The organism is Achromobacter marplatensis (assembly GCF_002209535.1).
GTDB classification, from domain to species: domain Bacteria; phylum Pseudomonadota; class Gammaproteobacteria; order Burkholderiales; family Burkholderiaceae_B; genus Achromobacter; species Achromobacter marplatensis.
This window is the reverse complement of the sequence record NZ_NJIG01000001.1, coordinates 386802-398619: the sequence shown is the minus strand read 5'-3', so window position 1 is coordinate 398619 and position 11818 is coordinate 386802. Positions and strand designations below refer to the sequence as shown.

The 11818-nt window shown below is 63.7% G+C and carries 12 protein-coding genes; 4 read left to right on the top strand and 8 right to left on the bottom strand.

What is annotated here, in order from left to right:
* Nucleotides 1-46: 46 nt before the first annotated feature.
* Both CEY09_RS01735 and nudC read right to left on the bottom strand, forming a co-directional pair.
* Nucleotides 47-556, bottom strand: coding sequence for a winged helix DNA-binding protein (locus CEY09_RS01735; protein ID WP_088587305.1), 510 nt, complete (start codon nucleotides 554-556; stop codon nucleotides 47-49).
* A 138-nt stretch (nucleotides 557-694) separates the two neighbouring features.
* Nucleotides 695-1465, bottom strand: a complete 771-nt coding sequence (gene nudC, locus CEY09_RS01730) for an NAD(+) diphosphatase (RefSeq protein WP_088587304.1) — start codon at nucleotides 1463-1465, stop codon at nucleotides 695-697.
* 279 nt (nucleotides 1466-1744) lie between these two features.
* On the opposite strand from nudC, the gene CEY09_RS01725 reads away from it, so the two are divergent.
* The 4 genes from CEY09_RS01725 to CEY09_RS01710 all read left to right on the top strand — a co-directional run bounded on the left by CEY09_RS01725 (nucleotide 1745) and on the right by CEY09_RS01710 (nucleotide 5929).
* Nucleotides 1745-2719 (top strand): TRAP transporter substrate-binding protein, encoded by a 975-nt coding sequence (locus CEY09_RS01725; protein ID WP_006222248.1) that lies wholly within the window; start codon nucleotides 1745-1747, stop codon nucleotides 2717-2719.
* 7 nt (nucleotides 2720-2726) lie between these two features.
* Nucleotides 2727-3227 carry a TRAP transporter small permease gene (locus tag CEY09_RS01720; RefSeq protein WP_088587303.1) on the top strand — a complete coding sequence of 167 codons (501 nt, stop codon included), beginning with the start codon at nucleotides 2727-2729 and terminating at the stop codon, nucleotides 3225-3227.
* The gene (locus CEY09_RS01715) at nucleotides 3220-4521 is read left to right on the top strand and encodes a TRAP transporter large permease (protein ID WP_088587302.1); all 1302 of its coding nucleotides are present in this window, start codon (nucleotides 3220-3222) and stop codon (nucleotides 4519-4521) included. Before CEY09_RS01720 ends, CEY09_RS01715 begins: the two co-directional genes overlap by 8 nt.
* Before the next feature lie 334 nt (nucleotides 4522-4855).
* A complete protein-coding gene (locus tag CEY09_RS01710; RefSeq protein WP_088587301.1) occupies nucleotides 4856-5929 on the top strand; it encodes a porin in 1074 nt (357 codons plus the stop codon).
* 158 nt (nucleotides 5930-6087) lie between these two features.
* On the opposite strand, the gene CEY09_RS01705 is transcribed toward CEY09_RS01710, so the two are convergent.
* From CEY09_RS01705 to CEY09_RS01680, 6 genes are all read right to left on the bottom strand, one after another.
* Complete coding sequence (locus tag CEY09_RS01705; RefSeq protein ID WP_088587590.1) at nucleotides 6088-6795, bottom strand: ABC transporter ATP-binding protein; 708 nt, start codon at nucleotides 6793-6795, stop codon at nucleotides 6088-6090.
* A 4-nt stretch (nucleotides 6796-6799) separates the two neighbouring features.
* Nucleotides 6800-7522 carry an ABC transporter ATP-binding protein gene (locus CEY09_RS01700; RefSeq protein ID WP_088587300.1) on the bottom strand — a complete coding sequence of 241 codons (723 nt, stop codon included), beginning with the start codon at nucleotides 7520-7522 and terminating at the stop codon, nucleotides 6800-6802.
* Nucleotides 7503-8489 (bottom strand): branched-chain amino acid ABC transporter permease, encoded by a 987-nt coding sequence (locus CEY09_RS01695; protein ID WP_006222254.1) that lies wholly within the window; start codon nucleotides 8487-8489, stop codon nucleotides 7503-7505. The genes CEY09_RS01700 and CEY09_RS01695 overlap by 20 nt, the downstream gene beginning before the upstream one ends.
* Nucleotide 8490: 1 nt before the next feature.
* The gene (locus tag CEY09_RS01690) at nucleotides 8491-9342 is read right to left on the bottom strand and encodes a branched-chain amino acid ABC transporter permease (RefSeq protein ID WP_006222255.1); all 852 of its coding nucleotides are present in this window, start codon (nucleotides 9340-9342) and stop codon (nucleotides 8491-8493) included.
* 49 nt (nucleotides 9343-9391) lie between these two features.
* Nucleotides 9392-10642, bottom strand: coding sequence for an ABC transporter substrate-binding protein (locus CEY09_RS01685; protein WP_088587299.1), 1251 nt, complete (start codon nucleotides 10640-10642; stop codon nucleotides 9392-9394).
* 278 nt (nucleotides 10643-10920) lie between these two features.
* On the bottom strand, nucleotides 10921-11727 hold the full coding sequence (locus CEY09_RS01680; RefSeq protein WP_234818202.1) for a putative hydro-lyase: 807 nt from the start codon (nucleotides 11725-11727) through the stop codon (nucleotides 10921-10923).
* Nucleotides 11728-11818 lie beyond the last annotated feature (91 nt).

Below are 11818 nucleotides of genomic sequence, written 5' to 3'. Positions count from 1 at the left end.
TCGCCGCGGTCGGATTGCAGGAGACGGGGTCGTGCCCGAACGGATATCAGAGAGAGGTTGCCGCGCGGGCCGCCTGGTCGTAGAGGCCCGATAGCGCGCGCAAGGTGTGGGCCAATTGGCGGCTGAACTCCAGGCCGCCGCCGCCCGGTCCGTCCAGGCCCGCTGTCAGGCATTGTTCGCGGATTTCGCCATAGCGCTTGAGGATGGCCGCGCCCTGGGGCGTGACGCAATAGAAGACTTCCTTGCTGCTGCGCTCGCCTTGCACTACGCCCAGGCGATCCAGTTTCTTCAGGGCGTAGCTGACGATGTGCGTGTCTTCGACATTGAGGGTGAAGCAGATGTCGGCCAGCTTCTTCGGACGCTGCCGGTGGTAGACGTGATGGAAGACCATGACATCGGTAGGCGTCAACTCAGGCAGGCCGGCAGCGGCCATGCACCGCACCGTCCAGCGGTCGAAGGCATGGCTGGCGATCATCAGGCCGAATTCGACTTCGGACAGGTCAGGCGCGCTGCCGCCGGCCAAATGGGCCGACGACGCGATCAGAGAGGGGCTCATGGAAGGCGCAAGCCAAGTTAACTTGAGCGAAATACTAATAATTTATGGATAGTTCATCCATAAAAAATGATCATTTGGCCGCAGGAAACCCCCATTTCGAGGGAAATCCCCTAGCGCCTGCCTGGCGAATTCACGAAATCAGGGCGCCGACCAACCCATGGGCAGATTGGCGCGGATCAACCAGCCGGCGATCGAAATACGGGGCGCTATGTCGGGCATGGGGTCGCCTGGACCGAACCAACGCGCGTCCGCTATCTCGTCTTCCTGCACGCGGATGTCGCCCGATACGTAGTCGGCCGTGAAGGCGACCATCAGCGAATGCGGGAACGGCCAGGGCTGGCTGCCGAAGTACTGCAGGTTGCCGACCTTCAGACCGACCTCTTCGAAGACTTCGCGGTGCACGGTCTGTTCGATGCTTTCGCCCGGCTCGACGAAACCCGCCAGCGCCGTGTAGCGCGACGTAGCGGTGGTGGTGTGGCGGGCCAGCAGAATGCTGTCGCCCTTGCGGATCAGCACCATCATGGCGGGCGAAATGCGCGGATAGGCCGAGAAGCCACAGGACGGGCAACGCAGGCAGAACTCGTGCGCGACGCGTTCGGCCGGCGTCCCGCAAACGCCGCAGAACCGGTGCGTGCGCGCCCATTCGGCGATCTGGTAGGCGCGGCCCGCCAGCGCCATGCGCTCATCGTCCAGTACGCCGAACAGCGAACGCAGCTTCTTGAAGGCGTAGCCTTCGGGCGCTTCCAGGCCGGGATCGACATGGACGGTGCGGTAAGGCGAATCGGGCGCAATCCACACCGGCTGCAGCGCCGTGGGCGGCACGCCGATCCGTTCGCATAACGCCGTGTCCGGCAACACGCTGGACGTCTCTTGGACCAGCAACTCATCACGGCGGAATACGAAATTCACACAAGCCTCTGCACTACGTTTTCGATCTTGCAATCTTAGAAGAAAAACGTCCGCCCGGATGCGTGGCGGTGGCGCGACGAAAAAAGATTCAACCTTCAATCACCTCGCTATGGCCAGCTTAGGATTAACCCGTAAAACGCCTTTTTTTGTGCGCGTTGTTGCCGCGCAGCACCCTAGAATGGCACGGCTTTCAAGCCGAGCCTCGGCGGCGCAGCCGTCTTTTTCGCAATGCCTATCGGGCACAACCCGTCTTCACCATTCGCAAAGAAGGACCACCCCATGTACAAGAAAATCTCGCTGCTGGCTGGCAGCATCATCCTGGCGTTCAGCGCGGGCGCACAGGCACAAACCAAGTGGGACCTGCCCAGCGCTTACCCGGCCAGCAACTTCCACGTTGAAAACCTCACGACCTTCATCAAGGATGTGGACACGCTGTCGCAAGGCAAGCTCAAGATCCAGTTGCACAACAACGCCTCGCTGTACAAAGCGCCGGAAATCAAGCGCGCGGTGCAAGGCAATCAGGCGCAGATCGGCGAAATCCTGTTGACCAACTTCGCCAACGAAGACCCGATCTACGAACTGGACGGACTGCCCTTCCTGGCGACCGGCTACGACGCCTCGTTCAAGCTGTACCAGGCGCAGAAGCCGTTCCTGGAAAAGAAGCTGGCCTCCCAAGGCATGACCCTGCTGTACGCCGTGGCATGGCCGCCCCAAGGCATCTTCGCCAACCGCGACATCAAGCAGATCAACGACATGAAGGGCCTGAAGTGGCGCGCTTACAGCCCGGTCACGGCCAAGATCGCCGAATTGGTCGGCGCGCAACCGGTCACGGTGCAGCAGGCTGAACTTGCCCAGGCGCTGGCCACGGGCGTGATCGATTCCTACATGTCGTCGGCTTCCACCGGCTACGACACCAAGACGTATGAGTACATCAAGAAGTTCTACGACACGCAGGCCTGGTTGCCCAAGAACGCCATCATCGTGAACAAGAAGGCGTTCGAAGCGCTGGATCCGGCTACGCAGGAAGCCTTGAAGAAGGCCGGTGCGCAGGCCGAGGAACGCGGCTGGAAGCTGTCGCAGGAAAAGAACAAGTGGTACCAGGAAGAGCTGGCCAAGAACGGCATGGAAACCATCAAGCCCACGGTGGAGTTGAAGGAAGGCCTGTCGGTGATCGGCAAGCGCATGCTGGATGACTGGCTGAAGAAGGCGGGTGCCGACGGCCAAGCCATGATCGACGCCTACAAGAAGCAGTGATATCGCCATGCGCCGCTTTCTAGATGGTCTTTACGGCGCGGCCGGCCTGTTGGCCGGCTTGTGCACGATCGGCGTGCTGGTGTCGGTGCTGGCGGCGATCATCGCCCGCCAGCTCAGCCTGAACATCCCAGGCACCGACGCCTACGCCGGGTACTTCATGGCCGCAGCGGGATTTCTCGCACTGGCCAGCACGTTCAAGCACGGCGAACACATCCGCGTGACGCTGATCCTGAATTCGCTGTCCCCCGCCCCTAGCCGCAGGCTGGATATCTTCGCGCTGGCCGTCGGATGTCTCCTGGCCGCCGCCTTCGCGTTCTTCAGCATCAAGCTGACCTACGATTCGTGGCAGTTCAACGACATTTCCACGTCCAACGACGCCACCCCGCTCTGGATCCCCCAGACCAGCATGGCGGTGGGCACGGTCTTGTTTTTGGTCGCCCTCATTGACGAACTGATCCGCCGTTCGCGTGGTCTGGCCGCCGCCTCTTCGCAGCAAACCCATGAATGAACTTCTCGTCATTACCTTATTGGTCGTCTCGATCTTCGTCCTGCTGGGTTGCGGGGTCTGGGTCGGCCTGACACTGGCGGGCACGGCCTGGATCGGCATGGAGATCTTCTCCAGCCGCCCGGCGGGCGACGCCATGGCCGTCACCATCTGGGGCGCCTCGTCCAGCTGGACCCTGACCGCCCTGCCGCTCTTCCTGTGGATGGGAGAAATCCTGTTCCGCACCCGGTTGTCAGAAGACCTGTTCAAAGGCCTGGCCCCCTGGCTGAACCGGCTGCCTGGCCGGTTGCTGCACACGAACGTGATCGGCTGCGCCATTTTTGCGGCCGTGTCGGGTTCGTCGGCTGCCACCTGCGCCACCGTCGGCAAGATGACCATCCCCGAACTGACCCGTCGCGGCTACCCCGAGGATAAGATCCTGGGCACGCTGTCCGGCGCGGGCACGCTGGGGCTGCTGATCCCGCCATCGATCATCATGATCGTGTACGGCGTGGCCGCCGACGTGTCCATCGCCAAGCTGTTCATCGCGGGCATCGTGCCGGGCATCGTCTTGGCGCTGCTGTTCAGCGGCTACATCGCCTGGTGGGCCATCCGCAATCCCGGCCAGGTGCCGGCGGCGGATCCGGGCATGTCGTTCATGCGCAAGTTGTCGCAGTCGCGCCATCTGATTCCGGTGATGCTGCTGATCGGTGCGGTGCTCGGTTCGATCTACTCCGGCATCGCCACGGCGACGGAAGCCGCTGCGGTAGGCGTCGTCGGCGCGCTGATCCTGTCGGCGCTGCAAGGGTCGCTGAATCGGTCCACCTTCAAGCAATCGCTGCTGGGCGCCACGCGCCTGTACTGCATGATTGCACTGATTCTGGCGGGTGCGCAGTTCCTGACCCTGGCCATGGGCTATATCGGCCTGCCTCGCGCGCTGGCGGAATGGATCGGGGGCCTGGGCCTGTCGCAGTTCTGGCTGATCATGGCGCTGATGGTGTTCTTCATCATCCTGGGCTGCTTCCTGGATGGCATTTCGATCGTGGTGCTGACCATGGGCGTGTTGCTGCCGACGGTGCAGGCGGCTGGCATCGACCTGATCTGGTTCGGCATCTTCATCGTATTCGTGGTGGAAATGGCACAGATCACGCCGCCGGTGGGCTTCAACCTGTTCGTGCTGTCGGGCATGAGCGGACGCGAACTGCCCTACATTGCCCGAGCCTCGCTGCCGATGTTCTTCCTGATGATCCTGGCGGTGCTGCTGCTCTATGCCGTGCCCGGCATCGCGACGTGGCTGCCGCTGCACATGACGCTGTAGCCCATCTCGGCCTCTTGAAACCCCGTTCTCTGAACGGGGTTTTTTTTGGGACAATCCGACGATTGTTCCAATAACCGCTTATTTTCGAAATCTGTAAACCAGGGAAAACGCCGAAAAAAAATTGGCCCTACACACCCGGTAACTTTTTTAGAATCCCCAGGCGCTTACACGTTGCACCAAAGTGGCGCAGTCGTACCTTTTGGGCCAATGCTCCGGACCCGCGCTTACTCACAGCGACGGTGCGGCGGCCCAGCGTCAGACGATCCGCCTGGCGCAACAGACCCGGCCACAAGCCCGGTGCAATCAAAAAACAGCTACACAGGAGGAGTCATCAGTGAAACGCATCACCCTATCCCTCGCCCTCGCAGGCCTTGGTCTGGCCGCCGGCACGGCTTCGGCTGAAACCAGCGTCACCCTGTACGGTATCGCCGACGTCAGCATCCGCTACCTGAACACCAGCGCCGGCAGCGTCGGCCAGGAAGGCAGCCGCGTCTCGATGGAAAACGGCGCCATCTCCAACAGCCGCTGGGGCCTGCGCGGCTCGGAAGACCTGGGCAACGGTAACCGTGCCTTCTTCCGCCTGGAAAACGGCTTCAACATGCAGAACGGCAACTCGTCGGCCGCCGGCAAGACGTTCGGCCGTCTGGCCTACGTCGGCCTTGATGGAGGCAACATCGGCCAGTTGACCCTGGGTCTGCAAAACACCCCGATGTTCGACCTGCTGGCCGACCATTTCGACCCGCTGACCGTCGGCAACTACGACCAGAACGCCTGGCTGCCCGCCGCCATGTCGCGTGTGCGCACCAACAACATGACCAAGTACGCCAACAAGCTCGGCGACCTGGATCTGGCATTGTCCTGGGCTAACGGCGAAAGCTGGGAAGACCACAAGGCCGGCCAGCAGTACGGCGCCAGCCTGCGCTACATGATCGGCCAATTCGGCCTGGGCGCTGCCTACCAGCAGACCTACGACGGCGGCAATTCCGATTTGCGCCAGCGCGTCTGGAACTTGAACGCGTCCTATCAGTTCGACGGCGCCAAGGTGTTTGCCGGCTACTTCAACGGCCGTGACGAAACGGGCTGGGTTAACGCCGTCATGGGCGGCACCACCACCGCCTCGGGCCTGGACCGCAAGGACAACGGCTACTTCGCCGGCGTGACCTGGCAGGCCACCCCGCGCTGGGCCATCACCGGCGCCGGCTACTACGACCAGAGCAAGAACGTGGTCACGGACGGCGACAAGGGCAAGCGCTACGCGCTGGTCGCGGTGGCAGAATACTCGCTGTCCAAGCGCTCGCAAGTCTACGGTACCGTCGACTGGAACAAGGTCAGCGATGCCGCAAGCGGCGAAATCGCCGGCAAGAGCAACCAGGTCGGCGCAGCCGTGGGCTTCCGCCACATCTTCTAAGACCTGTCCGCCTCAAGGCCTACCCCCGGCCGCATTGAAAAGCCCATCGCTTGCGATGGGCTTTTCTTTGCTTGCGACGTGCGCGGGAGCGCTGCCTGATGGGTTACGCGCGCTGGATGTCAGTGTTCTTCATCCAGGCTGCTCACGCTACCCCCATCCTACATGCCCAGGTAGGCCTTGCGGACCTCGTCGGAGGCCGCCAGTTCCGCGGCATTTCCCGACAGCGCCACGCGACCGCTTTGCATCACATAGGCGCGTGCGGCGACTTCCAGCGCCTGCGCCATGTTCTGCTCGACCAGCAACACCGACAAGCCGTCATCGCGGTTCAAGGCGGCAAGCGCATCGAACACCTGCTCGACCAGCAAGGGCGACAAACCCAGGCTGGGCTCATCGATCAGCAGCAGGCGCGGGCCGCTCATCAGCGCGCGTCCGATGGCCAGCATCTGGCGTTCCCCGCCGGACATGGTGCCAGCCAGTTGCTCGCGGCGTTCCTTCAAGCGGGGAAACAGGGTGTAGACCCGCTCCAGGCGATCGCGGTAGACGCGCTCGTCGCGCACCGTATAGGCGCCCAGGCGCAGGTTCTGCTCCACGGGTTGGCGCGCGAACACGCGTGCACCTTCCGGGATCATCGCGATACCCTGCGTCACCAGCTTGTCGGGCGGCGTGCCCGTGATCTCGCGCCCTTCGAAGATGACGCGCCCTTCCTTCGGTTTGACCGATCCGATGGTGGCCAACAAGGTGCTGGACTTGCCCGCGCCGTTGGCCCCCAGCAAGGCCGCGATCTCGCCTTTGCGCACTTCCAGGGACACGCCCCGCACCGCCTGAACGCCGCCATAGGCCACGCTCAGGTTCTCGACTTGCAGCATCACGTCAGGCACGGTGCTTTCTCCCCAGATAGGCTTCGATCACGGCCGGGTCGCGGACGATGTCCTGCGGCGCGCCCTCGGCGATCATCTGGCCGAAATTCAACACCAGCACCCGCTGCGCCAGGCGCATGACCACTTCCAGCACGTGCTCGACGATGATCAGCGTGACCCCGGCGGCGTGGATGCCGCGCAGGATTTCCGCCAAGGCGATGGCTTCAGCCGGGTTCAGGCCGCCCGCCACTTCGTCCAGCAGCAGCATGCGCGGTTCCGTCGCCAACGCACGCGCCAGCTCCACCCGCTTCTGCCCGGCCACGTTCAGATCCGCCGCCTTCACGTCGGCGCGGTCGGCCAGCCCCACCAGTTCCAGCACCCGCGCCGACTCGCGGCGCGCGTCCGGCAGTCGCGGATGGCGCAACAGCGCACCGACCATGGCGTTCTCCAGCACGGTCATCTGCCCGAAGCTGCGCGGGATCTGATAGGTGCGCACCAGGCCCAGCGCGGCCACCTGCTCCGGCCGCAGGCCGATCATGGACCGGCCGTTGAAGCTGACCGTGCCGGAGGTGGGTTCGTGGTGGCCGACCAGGCCGTTGAACAGCGTGCTCTTGCCGGCGCCGTTGGGGCCGATGATGGCGACGATTTCGCCCGCCTCCACCGACAGCGAAATGTCCTTGTTCGCGACCAGGCCGCCAAAGCGCTTGGTCAGATTGTTAACGTCCAGCAGAGCCACGGCGCCTCCTCAATGTCACCAGACCACCCGGCAGGAACATCGTGACGAGCAGGATGGCCAGACCGAAGATCAGCAGGTCCAGGCCCAGGCCTGAACTGCCCCACAGCACCCGCGTGCCTTCCGACAGCGGCAGCAGCACCGCTGCGCCCAACCAGGGGCCGATCAGGGTGCCCACGCCGCCCAGGATCGTCACCAGCACGACCTGCACCGACATGGTCAGGCTGAACATGGATTCCGGATCGATGAAGCCCACGTACATCGCGAAGAAGCCGCCCCACACGCCGGTCATCCCGGCCGATAGCACGAAGGCCAGCATCTTGTAGCGGTCGGCGGGCACGCCCAGGCTGCGCGAAGCCGCCTCGTCGCCGTTGATGGCCCGCCAGTAGAAGCCCGCCTTGGAATGCACCAGGAAATACGTGGCGCAGAACGTCAGGAAGGCCAAGCCCACGGCGATCCAGTAGTACGGCACCTTGCTGCGGAACAGCAGCATCCAGGCGGCGTCGCCGATCGGCGCCTCCAGCCCGACCGCGCCCCCCGCCCATTCCCAATTGATCAGCAGCAGCAGGCCGATCTGCAGCAGCGCGATCGTAGCCATCGCGAAGTAATGGCCCGACAGCCGCAACGTGGGTCCGCCCACCAGCCAGGCCAGCGCCGCGCTGATCACGCCGCCCAGCGGAATGCCAAGCAAGGGCGTCAGCTTCAGATGGTGCAGCAGCAGCAAGGTGGTGTAGCCGCCCACGCCCACGAAGACGCTATGCCCGAACGAAATGCGGCCCAGGAAGCCGCCGACCAGGTTCCAGCAGGCGCCCAACGCCCCGAACATGATCGCCAGCAACAGCACCTGCAAGGTGAAGGAGTCCGTCACCACCAGCGGCACCGCCGCCATCACGGCGGTAGCCCCCAGCGCTACGGCGATCGGCCATTTCGGCACGCCCGAGGACGTGGAATCGATTTTCTGTGTCGTCATGTCACCACCGCCCGAACAGGCCGCGCGGCCGATACCAGAGAACCAGGATGAACAGGATGAAGACGCTGACGGTCTTCAAGGCCGGCGCGACGAAGTAGCCCGTCATGGCCTCGATGATGCCGATCAGGATCCCCGCGATGAAGGCGCCCGGCAGGGAGCCGAAGCCGCCCATGCACACCGCCACGAACGCCAGCAGTCCGAAGACCGTTCCGACGGACGGAAAGACATAGAAGAACGTAGTCAGCAAGGCGCCGGCCAGGCCCACGGCCGCGCTGCCCAGCATCCAGACCTGCGCGTTGACCCGGTCCGGCGAAATGCCGACCAGGGCCGCCACCTGGCGGTCTTCCGCCACCGCCTGCAGGGCATGTCCCCACCGCGTGCGGTACACCAACACAAATAGCGCCACCACGACGACCAGCGCGATCAGGCCCGTCACCACCTGCGGGCGGCCCAGTGAAATGCCCGCCACCGTCACGCTGCCGGACACCAGCGTGTCGGGCAGGCTGCGATAGTCGGGGGAAAAGGCGATGAAAGCGAGCTGGCGCAACACCAGCCCAAGGCCGAAGGTGGCCAGGATGACCGCCATGGGCGGCCCTTTCTGCAAGCGCCGGATGATCAGCGCATAGGTCAGGAAACCGACGAAAGCGAGCACGATCGCCACCAGCGGCGCGGACATCGTGGGGTCGATGTGACCCAGGGTATAGAGCCAATAGGCGGCATACATGCCCAACATCAGGAATTCGCCGTGCGCGAAATTGATGACGTCGGTAATGCCCCAGATCAGCGCCAGCCCCACCGCCACCGCGGCATAGATCAGGCCGTTGAACAGGCCTGCCGAGAGAGCTTCAAACATGGAGGGCTCCTGTGGCGGACCCCCGCGGCCCGCCACGCAAGAAAGCGGTTTACTTCCAGGAGAACGGCAGCGTGGGCAGCGTCTTGTCGGTGCGGTATTTTTCCGGCCATACCGTCTGGTAGGACGAGCCCTTGAGCTCCAGGATCAAGCCCGAACCCTTGGTGTTCTGGCCCTTGGCGTCGAACTGCACGCCGGCCCAGGGCATCGCCACCTGCGCTTCACCCAGGTCCGTGGCGGCCAGGGCCTTGCGGATGGCCTCGGGGTCCGTTGAGCCGGCGCGGTTGATGGCGTCGGCCAGCACCAGCACGCCCTGCATCGAACGCGCGTTGTTGCCGTTCAGGTCCTTGCCCGTCTTGGCCTTGTACATGTCGTTGATCTTCTTCAACCCCGCCTTGGCCGCGGCGACGTCGTTGCCCCACACGTCGCGTGTCAGCACACCCTGCACTTGCGGGCCCACTTCCTGCACGAAGCGCGAATCGATGAAGCCGGCGTCGTTGGCCAGCAGCACCGGCGGCGCATACTTGCTTTCGCGCATCGTGCGCACGAACAGCATGGCGTCGGACGTGTAGCTGGCGAAGATCGCCACGTCGGCGCGGGCAGCAGCCAGCTTCTGGACTTCGGCCGTCACTGACGCCGAACCCGCGCTGTACGCGATGTTGGCCACCAATTCCCGCTTGTACTGCTTGGCGAACTTCTCCACGGCCTTGTACGTGTTCACGCCGAAGTCGGTGTTTTCATACACCACGGCGATCTTGGCGGTCGGCACCGCCTTGATGCCGTCCAGGAACTGCATCATGTTTTCAACGAACGTATCGTCGTTGGGCGAGGTGCGGAAGAACCACTTGTAGCCGCGTTCGGTCAGGTCCGGGCTGCTGGACTCGCCGTTGACGTAGGGAATGCCGCGTTGCTCGGCGATGCGGCTGGCCGTCTTGGTGACGGCGGACTGGTAGGCGCCAGTCAAGGCCACGACCTTCTCCTGATCGATCAGGCGCTGCGCGTCGGCCAGGCCGACTTCGGGCTTGCCTTGGGAATCCCCGAACACCACTTCGATCTTGGCGCCGCCCAGCGCGGGCAGGCCGCTGCCGGCGGCAAGCGGAATCCCTTCCAGCTCGGGATGCGGGTTATTGACGATATCGACGGCCAGTTCGACCGCAGCCTTGATTTCGGCACCGGTGGACGCCAAGGCGCCCGACAAGGGGTAGATCGCCCCGATACGCACCGTCTTCTGCTGCGCCTGGGCAGGCACGGCGCTCAGCAACGCCAGACTTGCGGCGACACCCGCAATGAGCTTCATCTTCATTACTAGACTCCTGGAATAAACCAACTTGGAAAGCAATGCGCCGGGCGGCAGCCCCGGCCTGGAACGAACGGACTCGCGGCAGCCCGCCGTCCTGCGGCAAGCCGCAAGACATTGGGTGCTGAACGGTTGTCGCCTTTTCCCCTTGTCCTTTAATGGATCGTTTTGGTGGCACAACTGGTACGGCTGAAAAATCGCCGTCTGGGTGGTTCTAACTGCTTCGTGCTGACAAATGGCTGATTAGTAGGGTCAGATCCCGCGTCGCGCGGCCTGCGCAACCGTCAAAGAATCGCCATCCGGCTGTTGATCAGGTCCGTGACCAGCATGTGGCCCGGCGCGTGGGTGATGCAGAATTCCGGGCGCACGGCAGCCACGACCGACTGCGGCGTCACCCCGCAGGCCCAGAATACGGGCAACTCGCCCTCGCGTATCTCGACTGCATCACCGTAATCCGGCTGGTTGATGTCGGCAATCCCGATTAATGCGGGGTCGCCGATATGGACGGGTGCGCCGTGCACGGAAGGAAAGCGCGACGTGACCTGGATGGCGCGGATCGCGTCGGCCGCCTTCAAGGGCCGCATCGACACCACCAGGGGGCCGCCGAATACGCCAGCGGCATGCGTCGGCACACTGGTGCGGTACATGGGCACATTGCAGCCCTGTTCGATATGGCGCACCGGCAGGCCGTTATCCAGCATGGCTTCTTCGAAGGAAAATGAACAGCCGATCAGGAACGAGACGAGGTCGTCGCGCCAGATATCGCGGACATCCGTGGGCTCGGCGACCAGTTCCCCGTCTTTCCAGACCCGGTAGCGCGGAATGTCGCTGCGGATGTCGATATCGTGGCCCAATTCCGGCAATGCGGGGTCGCCTGGTTCGGACATGGCCAGCAACGGGCATGGTTTGGGGTTGCGTTGGCAAAAATGCAGGAAGTCGGCTGCCAGTGCACGCGGCAGGATGGCCAGATTGGCCTGCACGTGCCCCGGCGCGAGATTCGCCGTGGGCCCTGTCAGCTTGCCGCTGCGGGCGTCCAGGCGCGCCTGCCGCGCCAACGCAACACTGTCCCGACCTGCCATGCCCTGTGCCATGCCTATCCCCTGGATGTGTGATTGATAGGGGGCATTGCACCGGAAGTACAAGCGGTCGTCTAATCACATGTTGCGATAGACCCCGATCAAC